The 18971-nt window shown below is 67.5% G+C and carries 15 protein-coding genes and 1 pseudogene; 7 read left to right on the top strand and 9 right to left on the bottom strand.

The annotated features are described in order from the left end of the window. A pseudogene (locus WAZ62_RS04535) lies at positions 1-685 on the bottom strand (deacylase); the annotation flags it as partial. 137 nt (positions 686-822) lie between these two features. On the opposite strand from WAZ62_RS04535, the gene WAZ62_RS04530 reads away from it, so the two are divergent. Beyond that, entirely contained in the window at positions 823-1569 is a 747-nt protein-coding gene (locus WAZ62_RS04530; RefSeq protein WP_422642335.1) for a GntR family transcriptional regulator, read from the top strand. A 48-nt stretch (positions 1570-1617) separates the two neighbouring features. On the opposite strand, the gene WAZ62_RS04525 is transcribed toward WAZ62_RS04530, so the two are convergent. Next, positions 1618-2670 (bottom strand): Rieske 2Fe-2S domain-containing protein, encoded by a 1053-nt coding sequence (locus tag WAZ62_RS04525; RefSeq protein WP_422642334.1) that lies wholly within the window; start codon positions 2668-2670, stop codon positions 1618-1620. 131 nt (positions 2671-2801) lie between these two features. Here WAZ62_RS04525 and WAZ62_RS04520 point away from each other — a divergent pair, with 131 nt between their 5' ends. The 3 genes from WAZ62_RS04520 to WAZ62_RS04510 all read left to right on the top strand — a co-directional run bounded on the left by WAZ62_RS04520 (position 2802) and on the right by WAZ62_RS04510 (position 6528). Continuing rightward, on the top strand, positions 2802-3701 hold the full coding sequence (locus WAZ62_RS04520; RefSeq protein WP_422642333.1) for a LysR substrate-binding domain-containing protein: 900 nt from the start codon (positions 2802-2804) through the stop codon (positions 3699-3701). A 149-nt stretch (positions 3702-3850) separates the two neighbouring features. Beyond that, positions 3851-5386 (top strand): histidine ammonia-lyase, encoded by a 1536-nt coding sequence (gene hutH, locus WAZ62_RS04515; RefSeq protein ID WP_422642332.1) that lies wholly within the window; start codon positions 3851-3853, stop codon positions 5384-5386. Positions 5387-5409: 23 nt separating this feature from the next. Beyond that, a complete protein-coding gene (locus tag WAZ62_RS04510; RefSeq protein ID WP_422642331.1) occupies positions 5410-6528 on the top strand; it encodes an aromatic ring-hydroxylating oxygenase subunit alpha in 1119 nt (372 codons plus the stop codon). Positions 6529-6538: 10 nt separating this feature from the next. Here WAZ62_RS04510 and WAZ62_RS04505 read toward each other — a convergent pair whose 3' ends face one another. Next, a complete protein-coding gene (locus tag WAZ62_RS04505; protein WP_422642330.1) occupies positions 6539-7441 on the bottom strand; it encodes a LysR family transcriptional regulator in 903 nt (300 codons plus the stop codon). A 97-nt stretch (positions 7442-7538) separates the two neighbouring features. Here WAZ62_RS04505 and WAZ62_RS04500 point away from each other — a divergent pair, with 97 nt between their 5' ends. Both WAZ62_RS04500 and WAZ62_RS04495 read left to right on the top strand, forming a co-directional pair. After that, on the top strand, positions 7539-8747 hold the full coding sequence (locus WAZ62_RS04500) for a CaiB/BaiF CoA transferase family protein (RefSeq protein WP_422642329.1): 1209 nt from the start codon (positions 7539-7541) through the stop codon (positions 8745-8747). Continuing rightward, the gene (locus tag WAZ62_RS04495) at positions 8744-9871 is read left to right on the top strand and encodes an acyl-CoA dehydrogenase family protein (RefSeq protein ID WP_422642328.1); all 1128 of its coding nucleotides are present in this window, start codon (positions 8744-8746) and stop codon (positions 9869-9871) included. Before WAZ62_RS04500 ends, WAZ62_RS04495 begins: the two co-directional genes overlap by 4 nt. On the opposite strand, the gene WAZ62_RS04490 is transcribed toward WAZ62_RS04495, so the two are convergent. The 6 genes from WAZ62_RS04490 to hutI all read right to left on the bottom strand — a co-directional run bounded on the left by WAZ62_RS04490 (position 9846) and on the right by hutI (position 17464). Beyond that, positions 9846-11210: an LLM class flavin-dependent oxidoreductase gene (locus tag WAZ62_RS04490; RefSeq protein ID WP_422642327.1), complete on the bottom strand. Its 1365-nt coding sequence runs from the start codon at positions 11208-11210 to the stop codon at positions 9846-9848. The genes WAZ62_RS04495 and WAZ62_RS04490 overlap by 26 nt on opposite strands. Positions 11211-11310: 100 nt before the next feature. Further along, positions 11311-12864, bottom strand: a complete 1554-nt coding sequence (locus WAZ62_RS04485) for an ABC transporter substrate-binding protein (protein WP_422642326.1) — start codon at positions 12862-12864, stop codon at positions 11311-11313. A gap of 270 nt (positions 12865-13134) precedes the next feature. Beyond that, a complete protein-coding gene (locus WAZ62_RS04480; RefSeq protein ID WP_422642325.1) occupies positions 13135-13728 on the bottom strand; it encodes a HutD family protein in 594 nt (197 codons plus the stop codon). A gap of 20 nt (positions 13729-13748) precedes the next feature. After that, positions 13749-15422, bottom strand: coding sequence for a urocanate hydratase (gene hutU, locus WAZ62_RS04475; RefSeq protein ID WP_422642324.1), 1674 nt, complete (start codon positions 15420-15422; stop codon positions 13749-13751). Between the two features lie 21 nt (positions 15423-15443). Further along, positions 15444-16247 carry an N-formylglutamate deformylase gene (gene hutG / locus WAZ62_RS04470; RefSeq protein ID WP_422642323.1) on the bottom strand — a complete coding sequence of 268 codons (804 nt, stop codon included), beginning with the start codon at positions 16245-16247 and terminating at the stop codon, positions 15444-15446. Further along, positions 16244-17464: an imidazolonepropionase gene (gene hutI / locus WAZ62_RS04465; protein ID WP_422642322.1), complete on the bottom strand. Its 1221-nt coding sequence runs from the start codon at positions 17462-17464 to the stop codon at positions 16244-16246. The genes hutG and hutI overlap by 4 nt, the downstream gene beginning before the upstream one ends. 80 nt (positions 17465-17544) lie before the next feature. Here hutI and WAZ62_RS04460 point away from each other — a divergent pair, with 80 nt between their 5' ends. Further along, a complete protein-coding gene (locus WAZ62_RS04460; protein ID WP_422642321.1) occupies positions 17545-18909 on the top strand; it encodes a formimidoylglutamate deiminase in 1365 nt (454 codons plus the stop codon). The last annotated feature ends 62 nt before the right edge of the window (positions 18910-18971 follow it).

Below are 18971 nucleotides of genomic sequence, written 5' to 3'. Positions count from 1 at the left end.
CCCCGGCGACGGCATTGCCGAGGGACGCGGGCGAGACCATGGCGCCGCCGCCGAATTCGCTGGACAGGAAGGGCACCCCCCGGGCGAGCACGGCACCGTCGAAATCGCCATAGTCGGTGGAGGCCGGGATGGTGAAGGTGACGGGCGCGCCCAGCCAGGCCGCCGCCTCGATCCCCTTGGCCCGCAGGCGCGGCTCCTCCGCGAGGCAGAGGAAGGCCTGGTCGTGATAAAGCCCGCTGGCCCCACCCGAATGAATGTCGAAGACGAAATCGGCGAGCGGCACCAGATGTTCGAGCACGAAACCGGCCAGCGCCGCCGTCGGCCCGCCGCCCGGCGCGCCCGGAAAGGCCCGGTTCATGTTGGCCCCATCGAGGGGCGAACAGCGCCGCCCGGCGCGCACCGCCGGCGCGTTGAAGGCCGGCAGCAGGATGAGGCGCCCGGTCAGTTCCTCGAGCGGCAGGTCGTGGACCAGCCGGCGCAGGGCGATCTGGCCTTCGTATTCATCGCCGTGAATGCCGGCGGTCATCAGCACCGTCGGCCCCGCGCCGCGGGCGAGCACGACGACAGGCACCGGCACCAGGGTCGCGGCATGGGCATCGTCGGAATGGTCGACAAGGATATTGCCGGCGGTCACGCCTTCACGGCCGAAGTCGAGGTCGCAGGTTATGGGACCATAGGAAATCATCTTGCCGCCTCTCCAACCCCCGCCCCGATCGCGCGACTTGATCCGGGCACGAAAACCAATCCATCCTGTAAGCCGATCGGGTCGCCATCATGAAGTCGAAAGCCCCGAATGCAACCCGTGAGCCGGTGAAGAGCGACATGTCGAAAACGCCCAGCTTCGTCCTCGATGGCCAGGGGCCCCTGTTCAAGCAGATCGGCCGCGCGGTAACCGAACAGATCCTGAAAGGCCGCTACAAGCAGGGCGAAAAGCTGCCCTCCGAGGCGGAACTGACCGAGATCTTCAACACTTCGCGCCAGACCGTGAACAAGGCGATCACCGAACTCGCCAAGAGCGGCCTCGTCGAGCGCAACCGAAGGGCCGGCACCGTCGTCTCCTGGCAGTTCCAGGAACGCTTCGTGCTGCCCTTGCGCGATGTCTCGGACGAGATCGAGCAGGCGAAACAGATCTACGAATACCGCATCCTCGAGCGCCGGGTGATGCACAATGGCAAGGGCGGGGTGACCTGGCCCGCCCTGCCGGCCAATGCCCGCCTCCTCTATATCGAGGCGATCCATCTCGCCGACGGCCTGCCGGTCCAGCTCGAGACCCGCTATATCAACTTCGATGCCTTCCCCCAGGTGGAACACGAGACTTTCCAGGACACGCCGCCCAGCAAATGGCTGCTGGACAATATCCCCTGGTCCGAGGTCGACCACACGGTCCGCGCCACCAACGCCAGCGCCGATCTCGCCAACAAACTGGGGGTGAAGGTCGGCGCCGCCCTCCTCGTCGTCGATCGCCAGACGTTCCACCGCGGCCAGCCCATCACCGTCGTCCACCTGACCTATCCGGGCGACCGCTTCTCGATCAAGGGCCGCTTCAGCCTCGGCCAGGCGGCGGACTGACCCTCATCCTTCCCTCGTCGCTCCGAGTCTCGCGACGACAAGGGCGCCCTATTCCGCCGCCTGGCCGGTCGCGCCCGGCGGGGTGTTCTCGGCCGCGATCATCTTGTCCAGCAGGCGGCGGAAGCGCAGCGGGCCGCCGTCGATGGCAAGGTCGATCGGGCGCGTGGTGGCGCTATCGAGGCCCTTCTGCACCGCGTTCAGGATCGCCTTGTCCTCGTCGAAGGCGGCCTTGATGCCCTTGGACATGAAGGCCGAGGTTTCGGCGCAATCCGGCTTCACATTGCGCAGCTGGAACCAGTAGTAGCGCGTCTGGCGCTCGTTCACCGGGGTCATCAGGTTGTAGCTGTCCATCAGGAAGGTGTCGTCCGGCAGCGCCTTGCCGCGACCGCCCTTGCCCGCCGGGGTGAACACCGCCTTGATCACCGCGAGGCTGGGGAAACGCACCTCGTAATGCTGCAGCCGGTCGCAATTGCCGGCAAAGGGCACCAGCGGCTGATAGAGCGGCGCGACCTCGACGTCATGCATCCAGCGGGACACGGCGACACCATCGTCCCTGATGTCGATGTCGAGCGGCGTTTCCTCGCAGGCGGCCTGGGCGAAGGAGCCCGGGTGGACCCAGGAGACATGGGACGGGTCGAGCAGATTGTCGGTCACCAGCAGGTAGTTGCAGTCGAGTTCCATGACGGGGCCGGTGTTGAAGCCCCAGGACGGATCGCCCCAATGTTCGATCTTCAGAATCTTGTCGGGATCGGCCAGGGCGGGGTCGCCCATCCAGATCCAGACGAGATCGTAACGCTGCTCGACCGGGTAGGAACGCACCCTCGCCTTGGCCGGGATCAGGGACTGGCCCGGCACGCGGGTACAGGCGCCCGAACAGTCGAAGGTGAGGCCGTGATAGCCGCATTCGACCTGATCGCCCTTCAGCCGGCCCATGGACAGCGGCAGCTTGCGATGCGGACAGGCATCTTCGAGCGCGACCGGATCGCCCGCCTCGGTGCGGTAGATCACGATCTTCTCGCCCATGATCTCGATCTGGCGCAGCTCGCGGGTGACCGCGTGGCCCCAGTCCGCGACATACCAGGTGTGATTGCGCAAATACATGGCCGACCTCGAAAGCTGACAGCGGCGATCGCCGATTTCGATTTCGATTTCATCATGGCTAATCATAGAGCCGCAGAAAATGGAGAAATCCTGTGATATCACTTTAGACAAACTAAAGTGATGGATCGACCATGGCCCGCCGTCTGCCCCCGCTTCGCGCGCTCGAGATCTTCGAGGCGGTCTGCCGCCACGGCGGCGTCGCCCGCGCGGCCGAGGATCTGGGCGTCTCCCCCGGCGCGGTCAGCCAGCAATTGCGCCTGCTGGAAGATCATGTCGGCCGGCCGCTGTTCCGCCGGTCGGGGCGGAAGCTGGAGTTGACCGAGGCCGGCAAACCCTATTTCGAAATGATCTTCGAGGGGTTCGAGCGCCTGCGCGACGCCCAGAAACTCCTCGAGCAGCGCGGCGACATCACCGGCCTGTCGGTGTCCGCCCTGCCCTCCCTGATGCTGAAATGGCTGGCGCCCCGGGTCTATGGCTGGCAGCAGTCCCGGGCCTTCATCGACCTGCGCCTCGAGGGCCATCACCGGGAGGACGGGCTGGAAGCCGGCACCGTCGATTTCCGCCTGACCTATGGCCCGCGCGTGACCCTGCATCGCCATTCGGCCGAACTCTTCGTCGACCGCGTGGTGCCGGTCGCCAGCCCGAAACTGGCCGTCGGCCCCCTGTCGGCGGCGGCCATCGCCCGCCTGCCCCTCATCCATATCGACTGGCGCCCGGACCACCAGAACGGGCCGGCCTGGACCGACTGGTTCCGCGCCGCCGGCCTTGCCGCCGCGCCGCCCGCGCCGGAGCGGCTCTATTCCCTGTCGTCGGTCGCGCTCGCCGCCGCCATCGCGGGCGAGGGCGTCGCGCTGGGCCAGCGCAGTTTCATCGCCGACGACCTGGCCAGCGGGCGGCTGGTCGCCCTGTCGGCGCTCGAACTGGTTCTGCCCGTGCCCTATTTCGTCGCCTGGACCGACGCCAGCATCCGCAAGCCCGGGGCCCGGGATTTCCTCGACTGGCTGCTGCGCGAGGCTTCGCACTTTCGATAATGACCCGACATAAATGCTGACCTTTTCCCGGTCCCAGATGGATTTGGCGTTGGTTCGCATTTTTATGTCTGTACAAAATAAAACATCTGCGACAGGCTGAAGGAAAGATCACCCCGGCCCCCAGCGCCGGCCGTTTGTGGAGACCCGTCATGCCCGCGATCACCCTGCATCCCGGCGCCGTCACCCTGGACGAGCTGCGCCGGATCTATCGGGGCGAATGTACCGTCACCCTGGACCGGGCGATGCGCCCCGGGATTGAGGCCGCCGCGCGCCTGGTCGCCGCCGCGGCGGATGGCCCCGCGGTCTATGGTATCAACACGGGCTTCGGCAAGCTGGCCAGCACCCGCATCGCGCCCGAGGAAACGGCGAAACTTCAGCGCAACCTGATCCTGTCGCATTCCTGCGGCGTCGGCGCGCCGCTGCCCGCGCCCGTCGTCCGCCTGATGCTGGCGCTGAAGCTGATCTCGCTGGGCCGGGGCGCCTCGGGCGTGCGTTTCGAGCTGATCGAACTTCTCGAAGCCCTGCTGGACCGGGATGTGATCCCGGTGGTGCCGGGCCAGGGCTCGGTCGGGGCCAGCGGCGATCTCGCCCCTCTCGCCCATATGACCGCCGTGATGATCGGCGAAGGCGAGGCGATTCATGAGGGCCGGCGGATGCCCGGCGCCGAGGCGCTGGCCGCCGCCGGCCTCGCCCCCGTCGTGCTGGGGCCGAAGGAAGGCCTCGCCATGATCAATGGCACGCAGGTCTCGACCGCCATGGCCCTGGCCGGGCTGTTCGATGCCTGGGTACTGGCGACCAGCGCCCTCGTCACCGGCGCCCTCAGCGTCGATGCCGCCATGGCCTCGGTGGCGCCGTTCCGGCCGGAAATCCATCAGTTGCGGGGCCACAAGGGCCAGATCGACGCGGGCGTAACCCTCCACGCCCTCGTTTCGACGTCCGGCATCTGCGTCTCGCATCAGACCGGCGACAGCCGGGTGCAGGACCCCTATTGCATGCGCTGCCAGCCGCAGGTCACCGGCGCCTGCATCGACCTGCTGCGCCAGGTCGGCGCCACCCTCGAGGTCGAGGCGAATGCGGTCACCGACAATCCGCTGGTGCTGACCCATGACGGCACCATCGTCTCGGGCGGCAATTTCCACGCCGAGCCGGTCGCCTTCGCCGCCGACCAGACCGCCCTCGCCATCGCCGAAGTGGGCGCCATCGCCCAGCGCCGCATCGCAACCCTGGTCGATCCCGCGCTGAACTTCGGCCTGCCCGCCTTCCTCAGCCCGCGCCCCGGGGTCAATTCCGGCTTCATGATCGCGGAAGTGACCACCGCCGCCCTGATGTCCGAGAACAAGCAGCGCGCCGCGCCCTGTTCCGTCGATTCGACGCCGACCAGCGCCAATCAGGAAGACCATGTCTCGATGGCCGCCCATGGCGCCCGCCGCCTGATGGACATGAACGCCAATCTGTCCGTCATCCTCGGGGTCGAGGCGCTGACTGGCGCGCAGGGCATCGAGCTGCGCGCACCCCTCAGGACGTCCGCCCCGCTGGCCGCCGCGGTCGCCGCCATCCGCGCCGCGGTGCCGAGCCTGGAGGACGATCGCTACATGGCCCCGGACATCGAAGCCGCCGCCGCCCTTGTGCGATCCGGCGCGCTGATCGATGCTGCCGCCGGGATCCCCTTCCCCGCCCTGTCCTGATACCGAAGATAGGCTTGCCCCCGATGTCCGACGTCGCCGCGATCCGCCAGTCCCTGAAGCCTTACCTGAGCCGGCCTTCGGGCCTCGCGCGGGCGATGCCGGGCCCCTTCTATACCGACGAGCGCTTCCTCGAGGTCGAGGAACAGGCGATCTTCCGCAAGGAATGGGTCTGCCTCGGCCATGAGGACGAGATCCGCGATCCGGGCGATTACTTCACCACCGAACTGGTGGGCGAGCCCCTGCTGGTGGTACGCGGCAAGGACGGACAGGTCCGCGTGCTCTCCAACGTCTGCCGGCATCGGGGCAATATCGTCGCCAGCGGCAAGGGCAACACCAAGCTGTTCTCCTGCGCCTATCACGCCTGGGGTTACGGGCAGGACGGCGCCCTGGTCGCCGCGCCGCTGATGGACAAGGTTGCGGGCTTCGACAAGGCGGATTGCGGCCTGTTCCCCTTCGCGGTCGAGATCTGGCAGAATTTCATCTTCGTCAATCTCGACGGCAAGGCGGTGCCGCTCGCCCCCCGCATGGCGGGCCTGCTGCCCCATATCACGCCCTTCCAGCATCAGGACCGCATCAGCGTCTTTACCGCGGACGATGTCTGGAAGACCAACTGGAAGTGCCTCGTCGAGAATTTCATGGAGGGTTATCACCTCTCCGCCACCCATCTGCGCACGCTGCATCCGATCACGCCGACCAGCCTGTGCCGGAAACTGCCGGGCACGGCCGATTACACGGCCTACGAATCCCATTATTCGCCCGACACGCCGGAGCGCACCCCCTATCACCCCGATCTGCCGGTCGAATATCGGCGCCATTCGACGCTGTTCTGCGTCTTCCCCAGTTTCGTCGTCTCCTATGCCTCGCATTTCACGCTCTACATGTGCATCAGGCCGAAGGGCGTGGGCGAGGTGGCGATCCATTGGGGCGTCGCCGGTTACGTCGAGAATGCGGAGGCGCCGGAAGTCGCCCCTTATGTCGCGCTGTGCAACGCCTTCAACGCCGAGGACAAGGAAAAGCTGGAAACCCTGATCCGGGGCCTGAAGTCCGAGCGTTACGTCCCCGGCCCCCTCGGCCCCGAGGATGTCGAAGGCACGATCGCCGATTTCTACCGCTTCATGGCCGACCGGCTGGCGCGGGCCTGACGCTTTCCCCTCACCCGCCCGCGATTTCCGCCCGGATGCATTCGGCCAGGGCCCGGGCCGGCGCGGTCGGCGCGATGCCTTCGGCCCGCGCGATCACCACGCCCTGGCGCATGGCGCTGCCCTCGAGCGGGCGGCGCACCACGCGCCGGCCGTCATAGGCGAGGTCCCCCTCGCGCCGCGTGACCAGCAGCGATACGCCAAGACCATTGGCGACCAGACCGAAGACCATTTCCAGCGAGGGCGCGCGATAGGCGACGCGGGGCTCGACCCCCGCGGCCCTGAAGGGCGACAGCAGGAATTCCCGCGACAGCGGCAGGTCGACGAGGATGAAGGGCTCCGCCGCCAGATCCGCGACCGTCACCGCCGCCCGCGCCGCCAGGGCATGTCTGGCCGGCAAAAGGGCATAGGGACGCAATTCCCCGACCGCTTCCGCGGCGATGCCGGCGCCAAGCTCGACGTCATAGGTCAGCGCCAGTTCGATCCGACCGGCCGCCAGCAGGCGGTTCAATTCGCCGAGATCGCCCTCGTGGATGGACACGCTGACCTTTGGATAGGCCGCCGCCATCCGCCGCAGGACGGCTGGAACATATTGCGGCCCGAGGGTCGAGAAATAGCCGAAGGCGACATGACCCGCCGGCGCCCCCACCTGCCCGTCCCCCGCCTCGAATGCCGATAGAGCCGAGGCCAGCGCCCGGGCCTCCGCCAGTTTGCGGAGACCAAAGGCGGTGGGCACCAGGCCGCGCGCCGGCAGGCGCTGGAACAGGGCCTGCCCCAGGATCGCCTCCAGCTCCTGCACCGCGACCGAGACGGAGGGCTGCGACAGATGAAGGCTGCGCGCCGCGCCGGCGGTGCTGCCGGCCTCGGCGACGGCGAGCAGGGCGCGCAGATGGCGGGTGGTGATCGCTATAGCCACAACCTATATCCAGAATGCGAAGTCCATATTTTTCCTTATATCACGGAAGGCGGAAGATTCATCCCGGGCGGCACGGCGCCGCGCGGGAGATGGTTTGATGACCGAGACCAAGGGTGGGCCGCTGTCGGGCATCCGCATCCTGGATTTCACCAGGGTGCTGTCCGGCCCCTATTGCACGGCGCTGCTCGCCGATCTGGGCGCAGACGTGGTCAAGGTCGAGGCGCCGCAGGGCGACGACTATCGTCACGTCGCCCCCTTCCGCGACGGCGAAAGCGCCCTGTTCCAGCTGGTGAACCGCAACAAGCGGGGAATCGCCATCGACCTGAAGCAGAAGGCGGGGCAGGCGCTGGCCCAGGCCCTCGCCCTGCGCGCCGATGTGGTGATCGAGAATTTCCGCCCCGGCGTCGCCGACCGCCTCGGCCTCGGCGCCGAGGGATTGCTGGCGGCGAATTCCCGCCTCGTCTACGCCTCGATTTCGGGCTTCGGTCAGACCGGGCCGAATGCCGGCCTGCCCGCCTTCGATCTGGTCGCGCAGGGCCTGTCCGGCCTGATGGCCCTGACCGGGGAGCCGCAGGGCGAGCCGATGAAAGTGGGCGAATCGATCGGCGATCTCGCCGCCGGGCTGTTCGCGTCGTGGTCGATCCTCGCCGCGCTGCTGGAACGCGAGAAGACCGGACGGGGCCGCCGGCTCGATATCGCCATGCTGGATTCCCTGGTCGCCCTGCTGCCGACGGCGGTGGCGCAATGGATGTTCGGCGGCGCGCCCACGCGCGTCGGCAACCGCCACCCGCTTTCGACCCCCTTCGGCGCCTATCGGGCACGGGATGGTCATGTCGTCATCTGCGTCCTGAACGCGGTGCAATTCGGCAATCTCGTTGCGGCGCTGGGCCAGCCCCGGCTTTCCGATGATCCGCGTTTCGCCAGCGACTCGCTTCGCACCGAACATGAGACCGCGCTTCGCCCGCTGATCGAGGCAGGCCTTGCCCGCTGGACGGTGGCGGAAGCGGTCGCCGCCCTGTCCGCCGCGGGCGTGCCCGCCGCCCCCATCCTCGAGGCGGCGGAGGTTTTCGCCGGGGATCACGTCCGCGGCCGGGGCCTGATCGGCGAAACCGCCCATCCCACCCTGGGCACCCTGCCCGCCATGGAACAGCCGGTGCATTTCGCCGGCCTCGCCCGGGGCGGCCAGCGCCCGGCGCCCGCGCTTGGCGCCGACAATGCCGATGTCCTGTCCCGCTGGCTGGGACACGAAACCGAACAGATCGCGGCCCTGAGCGCGGCCGGCACCATCGTGGGGAAGCGGCCATGAGCCCGAGCGACTTCGACACCATCGCCCTCGACCAGATCCGGCGCCTGTGCCGAGAGACGATCGCCCCCGCCGCCGCCACGACCGACGCGGAGGCCCGTTTCCCGCGCGAACAATTGCGCGCCCTCGCCGGCCTCGGCGCCCTCGGCCTGAACCTGCCGGAAGCCTGGGGCGGCCCCGGCCTGTCGGCCCCGGCCCTTGCCCTCGCGGTCGAGGCGGTGGCGGGGGCTTGCGGCGCCACCGCCTCCGCCCTGACCGCCCATTTCCTGGCGACCGACGCCATCCTGATCGGCGGCGACGATAGCTTGCGCGCCCGCTACCTGCCGCGCGCGGCGAGCGGGGAAATCCTGGGTGCCTTCGCCCTGACCGAGCCGCGCGCCGGCTCGAACCCCGCCGACATGCGCTGCCGGGCGGTTCGGGAGGGTGAGGGTTACCATCTGACCGGGGTGAAGCATTTCATCTCGAACGGCGGTGTCGCCGATTTCATCACCGTCTTCGCGGTGACCGACCCGGATGCGGGCCACAAGGGCATCAGCGCCTTCGTCGTCGAGAAGGGCACCCCGGGCTTCGCCGCCTCCCCGCCCGAAAGCACCATGGGGCTGAGGGGCGGCCATGTCTTCGAGCTGACCTTCGACTGCCGCCTGCCGGAGGCCAGCCGCATCGGGCCGGAGGGCAGCGGCTTTCGCACGGCGATGAAGGTGCTGGACAACGGCCGGATCGAGGTCGCGTCCATGTGCCTCGGCATCGCCGAGGCTGCCCTCGCCGCCGCCATCGACTGGGCGCGGCAACGCCGGATCGGTGGCCAGATGCTGGCGGATTATCAGGGCATCCAGTGGATGATCGCCGACATGGGCGTGAAACTGCGCGCCGCCCGCCTGCTGACCGAGGATGCGGCGCGAAAGCGGGGCACCGGCGCGCGTTACGCGCTGGAGGCGGCGATGGCCAAGCTCCACGCCTCGGAAGCGGCGGGCGAGATCGCGGACCGCGCGCTCCAGATCCATGGCGGCTATGGTTACACGACCGCCCTGCCCCTGGAACGCTGGGTCCGCGACCTGCGCATCATGCGGATCTACGAAGGCTCGTCCGAGATCCAGCGCACGATCATCGCGCGCCACCTGCTCGGCTGAGCGCGGCCTTGGCATAGCGGCTTTCGGGCCGCTTCAGGCCGAGATGCTCGCGTAAGGTCACGCCTTCGTAATCGAGCTTGTAGAGGCCGCGGCGCTGCAGCTCGGGCACGACCCTGGCGACGAATTCCTGCAAGCCATCGGGCAAGGTCGGGAAGATCATCATGAAACCGTCGCAGGCGCCGGCCCTGAACCATTCCTCCATCGTGTCGGCGACGTCGGTGGCGGTGCCGAGGATGCGCTTGTTGCCCCGTTCGTAACGCTGCCAGAGCTGGCGCAGGGTCAGCTGCTGGTTCTTGATCATGTCGACGATCTGCTCGAAATAGCGGGTGTGCAGATTGGCCGTTTTCGGAATCCGCTCGAGCGGGATCGGCTGATCCGGGTCGAGGTCCGAGACATCCGCCTCGAGATCGGACGACACGCGCACCTTGCCCACCAGCGGGTGCATCAATTCCTGCAGCTCGCGGTATTTGTCCTCCGCCTCCCAGCGGCTGTCGGCGATCATCGGGGTGAAGCCGGCGAGCACGCGGATATCGGCGGGCGTGCGGCCGAATTTCGCCGTGCGGCCCTTCAGGTCATCGTAATAGGCCTTGGCGGCCGGCAGTTCGTCGTCGGAATTGAACACGACCTCCGCCGTCTCGGCCGCCAGTTCCCTGCCCGCGTCCGAGGCCCCGGCCTGGATGATCACCGGCTGGCCCTGCGGGCAGCGGGCGATATTGAGGGCGGAATGCATCTTGAAGAATTCGCCCTGGTGATCGAGGACGTGGAATTTCGCGGGATCGAAATAGACACCGCCTTCCCGGTCGTAGACGATCGCGTCGTCGTCGTAGGTGTCCCACAGCGCCTTGACGACCTCGACGAATTCCCTGGCCCTCGCGTAACGCTTGGCGTGCGGCGGCAGCTTGTCCTCGCCGAAATTGCGGGCGGCGTAATTATTGCCCGAGGTGACGACGTTCCACGCCCCCCGGCCATGGGAGAGGTGATCGAGCGAGGCATAGAGCCTCGCGATATTATAGGGCTCGTAGAAACTGGTCGAAGCCGTGCCGCCGAGGCCGATGCGGCTGGTCGCCCCGGCGAGGGCGCTCAGAAGCGTGATCGGCTCGAAGCAGTTCATATAGGGCGTGTAACGGCTCCAGGCGCCGAGATTGTCGGTGCGGGCGGCCGGCGTGTCGGCGACGAAGAACAGGTCGAACTTGCCCGTCTCGGCGAGGCGGGCCATCTCGATGTGATAGTCGATGTCGTTCGCGCAGTCGGTCGGCCCCCCGGCCTTGATCCAGCCCGCCGGGTGCAATCCGTTCTGCTGGGCCAGCAGGGCCAGGGCCATCTTTGCCGTGGCAGCCATCGCTTGTGTTCCTTTCAAGGTTACAACAGGACAAAAAAGGGGGGAGGGGCGACCGCGATCGCCCCTCCCCCCGGAAACAGGCCCGTTCAGGCCGAAGGGCTTAGGCGAACCACCAACGCTCGGCGAAGCGGCCGCCATCCATCGAGAAGTCGGAAGCCAGCTCGCCATGCTCGACCTTGGCCGAGACCGCGTCGACGAAATTGGCCACCACGGGCGCGACACAGCCGCCGGTTTCGGCGATCAGGGTCTGGGCGTCGTAATAGATCTGCCGGCGCTTCGCGATGTCGAATTCCGTCCGCGCGGCGACCAGCATCTGGTCGAGCTTGGGGTCGGCCATGTGGGTCTCGTTCCAGCCGGCGGCGATGCCGTCCGAGCTATAGGCGAGCGCCAGCATCGCATCCTCGTTGGCCCGGCCCGACCAGCGCGCGGCGCAGAAGGGCTTCTTGAACCAGATGTCGTTCCAGTAGCCGTCTTCCGGGGTCTTGGTCACCTTGATGTCGATGCCGGCCTTGGCCGCGTGCTCGCGGTAGAGGACGGCGGCATCGGTCGCGCCGGTGAAGGGCGTTTCCGAGACGAACAGCTCGACCGAGAGCTTGTCGTGACCGGCCTTCTTCAGGTGGAACTTGGCCTTGTCCGGGTCATAGGCCTTGGGCTTCAGATCCGGGTTGTAGAACTGATAGGACGGGGTGATGGGCTGGTCGTTGCCGATCGAGGCGAAGCCGCCCGCGATCACCTTCACCATCTCCTCGCGGTTCACGGCGTATTTCATCGCCGTGCGCACGTCGTTGTCCTTGAACGGATCGGCGTCCATCAGCATCGGGAAGGTGTAATGCGCCTTGCCCGCGACCGAGAGCAGCTTCACCTTGTCGTTGCGCTTCAGGAGATTGGCGGTCTTGAGATCGACGAAATTGCAGGCGTCGATCGAGCCGGAAACGAGGGCGGCGGTACGCGCGGCGGCGTCCTTGATCGCGATCATCTCGATCGAATCGAAATGGGCGCGGTCGGCCTTCCAGTAGTTCGGATTGCGCTTCACGACCGACTTCACGCCCGGCTCGAAGGAGACGAGCATGTAACCGCCGGTGCCGATCCCCTTGGCGAAATCGGTCTCGTCCTTCGGCACCATGCCCAGGGTCTCGAGGGTCATGATGTCGGGGAAGCCGACGTTGCCATCCTTCAGGGTGACGGTCAGTTCGTGCTTGCCGGTCGCCTTGATGTCGAGAACCGGCTTCAGGATCGGCGCCGCCGACGAGGTGGTGCCTTCGATCCGGTGGCGGTTCAGCGAATAGGCCGCGTCTTCCGCGTCGAATTCCTTGCCATTGTGGAAGGTGACGCCGGTGCGCAGCTTGAACACCCAGGTCCTGGCGTCGGCCGAGCCTTCCCAGCTTTCGGCGAGTTCAGGGACGAGCACGCCGCCCGGACCGAATTCGATCAGGTTGTTGCGCAGCTGGCGGAACAGGAAAAGCTGAAAATACGTCTCGTACATCGCGGGATCGAGACTGTCGGTCGCGGCGAAATCGCCGACGCCGACCTTCAGGGTGCCGCCCTTTTTCGGCGTCGCCGCAAAGAGCTTGCGCGGCATCAGCCCGACCATGCCGGCGGCGGCCGCCGAGCCGATCAGAAATTCGCGACGCCCTATGCCATTGGAAAACGCCATCTCGGCCTCCTCGTCCTTCCAACCCCGTCCCGGCGTGCCGGGACTCCCATGTGGATCGGGTGAAATCGTCCCACATTCAGATGATTTGTAAATACATAAAGGAAGGAAACTGAATATTTCCGCGCCAGACCGGCAAGCCGACGATCGATCGTGCCACTTTTTTGGTCAGCGCATGAGCACGGGATCGGCACGCAGCGCGCGCCTTGCGGCCGGATAAGCGCAAACCCGCGCCCGACGCCGAAGCGATGGGCGTGAAGGCCCCACTAATGTTCAGACATGAAGCGGCGCGGCGACAGGCAACAAACGGATGACCGCCACCATGCCATTGCCGGAGAGGCTTAGCCACCCCCCAGCACGCTCTTCGATCAGGGCCGCGTCGCGCGGGCCAAGGTCCGGACCGCCGGCGACCGAGACCCGCCCTTCGAGCCCGACAAGCACCGTGGTCGGCGCCGTCTCGATACCGCCCCGGTCGAGAAGGGTCAGGATTTCGATCTGGGCGCTGAAGGCGCCCCGCCGGGTCATCACGTTGAGATCATCGATGGGGCCGCCACGCAGGCGGGCGGTGATCGCCCAGTCGCCGGGGAACAGGGCCTGATCATAGGGCTCGGCCAGGGTGAAGCAGCCTTCCGTCCCGGCATCGAGGATCATGCCCTGGCCTTCGATCAGGGTCAGGCTGCGGTCGAAACCGGGAAGCGCGGAAAACGGCCCGTCGCCGCCGACATGGGCCATGGAGATGCGCCAGTCGAAATCGCGGGCGGCCACGCTCGCCCCCGGCGGATGAATCGCGACTTCCGCCGTGGTGCCGCCGCCATTGGCCCAGGGCATCACCTGGTGGGCGGCCATGGGCAGGAAGAGGATCGCCATGGCCGCCCGCCCGGTCACACTCAATTACCGAGGATGCCGGGCAGGCGCAGGCCCTTTTCCCGGGCGCAGTCGAGGGCGATGTCATAGCCCGCGTCGGCGTGGCGCATCACGCCGGTCGCCGGATCGTTCCACAGCACCCGGCCGATGCGGGCATCCGCCTCGGCGGTGCCGTCGCAGCAGATGACCATGCCCGAATGCTGGCTGAAGCCCATGCCGACGCCGCCGCCATGGTGGAGCGAAACCCAGGTCGCGCCCGAGGCGCAATTGAGGAGCGCGTTCAGCAGCGGCCAGTCCGACACGGCGTCGGAGCCGTCCTTCATCGCCTCGGTCTCGCGGTTGGGCGAGGCGACCGAGCCGGAATCGAGGTGATCGCGGCCGATGACGATGGGCGCCTTCAATTCGCCGTTCCGCACCATTTCGTTGAAGGCAAGGCCGAGGCGATGACGCTCGCCAAGGCCGACCCAGCAGATGCGCGCCGGCAGGCCCTGGAAGGCGATGCGCTCCTTCGCCATGTCCAGCCAATTGTGCAGGTGGCTGTCGTCGGGCAGGAGCTCCTTCACCTTCTGGTCGGTCTTGTAGATGTCTTCCGGATCGCCCGACAGGGCCGCCCAGCGGAACGGTCCGATGCCCCGGCAGAACAGCGGCCGGATATAGGCGGGCACGAAGCCGGGGAAATCGAAGGCATCCTTCAGGCCCTCGTCGAAGGCGCGCTGGCGGATATTGTTGCCGTAATCGAGGGTGGGAATGCCCATGCGCCAGAAATCGAGCATGGCCTGGACATGGACCTTCATCGACGCCTTGGCCGCCGCCTCGACCCGCTTGGGATCGCTTTCCCGCGCGGCCTTCCATTCCGCCATGGTCCAGCCCGCCGGCAGATAGCCGTTGATCGGATCATGGGCCGAGGTCTGGTCGGTCACGATATCGGGGCGGATGCCGCGGCGAACCATTTCGGGGAAGACTTCGGCGGCATTGCCGAGCAGGCCGACCGAGATCGCCTTGCCCTCGGCATGGGCCTTCTCGACGATGGCCAGGGCCTCGTCGATGGTCTCGGCCTTCACGTCGACATAGCGGGTGCGCAGGCGGAAATCTATATGGTCGCCGTCGCATTCGACCGCGATGCAGGAGGCGCCGGCCATGGTCGCCGCCAGCGGCTGCGCCCCGCCCATGCCGCCGAGGCCGCCGGTCAGGATCCATTTGCCCTTCAGGTCGCCGCCGAAATGCTTCCGCCCGGCCTCGACGAAGGTTTCGTAGGTGCCCTGGACGATGCCTTGCGTGCCGATATAGATCCACGAGCCGGCCGTCATCTGGCCGTACATCATCAGGCCCTTGCGGTCGAGTTCGTTGAAATGGTCCCAGTTCGCCCAATGGGGCACCAGGTTGGAATTGGCGATCAGGACCCGGGGCGCATCGGCATGGGTGCGGAACACGCCGACCGGCTTGCCCGACTGCACGAGCAGGGTCTCGTCGTTTTCCAGCGACTTCAGGGTGGCGACGATGCGGTCGAAATCGTCCCAGGTCCGCGCCGCCCGGCCGATGCCGCCATAAACGACGAGCTCGTTCGGATTCTCGGCGACTTCGGCGTCGAGATTGTTCATCAGCATCCGCAGGGGCGCTTCGGTCAGCCAGGATTTGGCGTTCAGCTGCGTGCCGCGCGGCGAGCGCACTTCGCGGGTGTTGTGACGGGGATTGCTCATCTTAAGGGGGCTCCTCGAAAGTCAGGCGGCGCGGCGGGCGATCGTCTCGATCGCCGTCAGCATGTCGCGCAAATGGATGCGAAGGGTGGCGGCCTTGGCCGCGTCGAAAGTCCAGGGTGCGGCCTCGTCGGTCAGATAGGCGCGCTGGCCCAGTTCCATCTGAAGGGCATGGACGCCGGTCTCGGGCCTTCCGTAATGGCGCGTGGTCCAGCCGCCCCGGAAGCGGCCGTTGACGACGTGATCGAGGCCATCGCGCGCGGCGGCGGCGGCGATGCCGGCGACCGCCTCCAGCATCGCGGCCGAGCAGGTCGCGCCCGCGTTGTTGCCGATGTTGAAGACCGGCAGCCGCCCCTCGAACAGGAAGGGAATGACGGAGCGGATCGAATGGCAGTCATAGACGACGACCACGGGATGGATCGCCCGCAGCCGCGCGACCTCCGCCGCCAGCGCCGCGTGATAGGGCGCGTGGAAGGCCAGGCGCCGCCGCTCCACCTCGGCGGCATCGGGGGCCCGGCCGTCCCGCCAGATCGGACGGCCGTCGAAATCCGTCCCGGGGACGAGGCCGGTGGTGTTCTGCCCGGGGTAGAGCGAGCGGCCCGACGGATCGCGATTGGCGTCGATCACATAGCGGTGAAAATTGGCGTGGACGACCGTCGCGCCGGGCAGCAGCCCGTCGTAGAGACGATCAATGTGCCAGTCGGTATCGGCGATGGCGCGCCCGGTCTCGTTCAGCCGGGCGAATATGTCCTCGGGCACGAAAGTGCCGCCATGGGGCTGGCCCAGAATGACGGGCGCATCCCCTTGCCTGACCTTGACCGGCGTCATGCCTCGATCCCTTCGAGATAGCGGGAATGCAGCGGGTTGAAGCCGATGCGATAGGCGAGCTCCGCCGGGTCCTCGACATCGAAGATGGCGAAATCGGCCAATTTGCCGGCTTCGATGCTGCCGGTCTCGTCCTGCAGGCCGAGCGCCCGCGCGGCGTTGATGGTCACCCCCGCCAGGCTTTCGACCGGCGTCAGGCGGAACAGGGTGCAGCCCATGTTCATGGTCAGCAGCAGGGAGGTGAGCGGCGAGGTGCCGGGGTTGCAGTCGGTCGACAGGGCGATGGGCACCCCGGCGCCCTTCAACCGCTCGATCGGCGGGAATTGCGTCTCGCGCAGGGCATAGAAGGCCCCGGGCAGCAGCGTCGCCACCGTGCCGGCGCGAGCGAGGGCGGCGACGCCCGCCTCGTCCAGATATTCGATGTGATCGGCCGAGAGCGCGTCGAACTGGCTGGCCATGATCGCCCCGCCCAGGTTCGAGAGTTGCTCGGCATGGAGTTTCACCGGCAGGCCCATTGCCGTCGCCGCCGTGAACAGGCGCCTCGTCTGTTCGACGGAAAAGGCGATGCCCTCGCAGAAGGCATCGACCGCGTCGACGAGGCCGGCGGCATGGGCGGCGGGCAGCACCTCCCCGATCAGGAAATCGATGTAGTCGTCGGCCCTGCCGGCGAATTCCGGCGGCAGGGCATGGGCGCCGAGAAAGGTGGTGCGGATGCGTACCCGGCGATGGCGGGCGAGATCGCGGGCGACCCGCAGCATCTTCAACTCGGTCTCGAGGTCGAGGCCATAGCCCGACTTCACCTCGACCGTGCCCGCGCCTTCGCCCAGCAGGGCGTCGAGCCGGGCCAGCGCCGACACGGTGAGGTGTTCGGCCGAGGCCGCCCGCGTCGCCTGCACGGTCGACATGATGCCGCCGCCGGCCGCCGCGATCTCGGCATAGGTCGCGCCTTCGAGGCGCTGCTCGAATTCCCGCGCCCGGCTGCCGCCATAGACGAGATGGGTATGGCAATCGATGAGGGCCGGCGTCAGCAGGCGGCCTTCGAGGTCGATCCGGGGCCAGGGGGCGAAGGTTTTCGGCAGATCCTCTCGCCTGCCGGCGAAAGCGATGCGACCATCGGTGACGGCCACCGCGCCATCATCCACGAGACCATAGCCGACCGGGCCGGCCATGGACGCGATGCGCGCTTTTATCAAGACAAATGATCCGCCGGACATCGCCATTTCCCTTGAGGTCTGCAGAGAAATCCCTTGCCTTCCATCGTAAGGATAAGATTATTGTCTAGTCAATAAGGAGCGTGAGGATGCAGGCGATTTTCGCGAGGCAAGCGCTGCTGCCCGAAGGCTGGGCGAGCGCGGTGAGGATCGAGCTGGGCCCGGATGGCACCATCGCCACGGTCGAAACCGGCGCCGCGCCCCTGCCGGGCGACCAGCAGGTGGCGATCCTGCTGCCTGCCCTGTCCAACCTGCACAGCCATGCCTTCCAGCGCGCCATGGCCGGCCTCACCGAACATCGGGGCCGGGGCCGCGACAGTTTCTGGACCTGGCGCGAGCTGATGTATCGCTTCGCCGCCGTCCTCACCCCCGACGATGTCGAGGCGATCGCCGCCCAGGTCCAGATCGAGATGCTGGAGGCCGGCCATGCCGCCGTCGCCGAATTCCATTACCTGCACCACCGGCCGGATGGCGGCGACCATGACGATATCGGCGAGATGTCGGCGCGGGTCGCGGCGGCGGCGGCGGAAACCGGCATCGGTCTTACCCATCTGCCGGTGCTCTATGCCCATGGCGGGGCCGGCGGCCAGTCCCTGAGCCCGGCGCAGGGGCGCTTCGGCTGCGATCTTGCCCGTTACGAACGCCTGATGACCTCGGCCGCTCGGGCGATCGCCGCCCTGCCCGCCGATTGCCGGCTGGGCATCGCGCCCCATTCCCTGCGGGCGGTGACGCCGGACCTGCTGAAAGCCGTCGTCGCGGCCCATCCCTCCGGCCCGATCCATATCCATATCGCCGAGCAGATGCAGGAAGTCCGGGACATCGAAGCCTGGCTGGGCGCGCGGCCGGTCGCATGGCTGCTGGACCACCTGCCGGTCGATCATCGCTGGTGCCTCGTCCATGCCACCCATATGACCGGGGCGGAAACCGGGGCGCTGGCGGCGAGCGGCGCCGTCGCCGGCCTGTGCCCGATCACCGAGGCCAATCTCGGCGACGGCTTCTTCCCCATCGAGGATTTCCGTGCCGGCGGCGGCCTGTGGGGTATCGGCTCCGACTCCAATGTCCGCATCGCCCTCGCCGAGGAATTGCGCCTGCTCGAATACGGCCAGCGCCTCGGCCTTCAGGCGCGGGCGGTGATCTGCCCGGAAGGCGCCTCCAACGGGCGAACGCTCTACGCGGAAGCGCTGGCGGGCGGTTGCCGGGCGCTGGGCCGCGATGCCGGCGCGATCGCGTCGGGGCGCCTCGCCGATCTGGTCGCCCTTGACGGCGAGGCCCTGATGCTCGACGGGCGGCAAGGCGATGCGGTGCTCGACGCCTGGATCTTCGCGGGCGACGACCGGCTGGTGGCCGAGGTCTGGTCCGCCGGCCGCCATACCGTCGCCGGCGGACGTCATCCGGCGCGGGAGAAGGTCGCCGCCCGCTTCCGCCAGACCCTGCGCCGCCTCCTCGCGGCGTGAGTTCGGTTTTGCCTCGGCACTGCTTCGTCAAATTCAAATGAATGTGATCGGAAACTGGCACT

The organism is Zavarzinia sp., assembly GCF_049306435.1.
In the GTDB taxonomy this organism is placed as follows: Bacteria; Pseudomonadota; Alphaproteobacteria; order Zavarziniales; family Zavarziniaceae; genus Zavarzinia.
The sequence above is the reverse complement of the archived record's forward strand: the minus strand, read 5'-3'. Positions and strand labels throughout refer to the sequence as shown.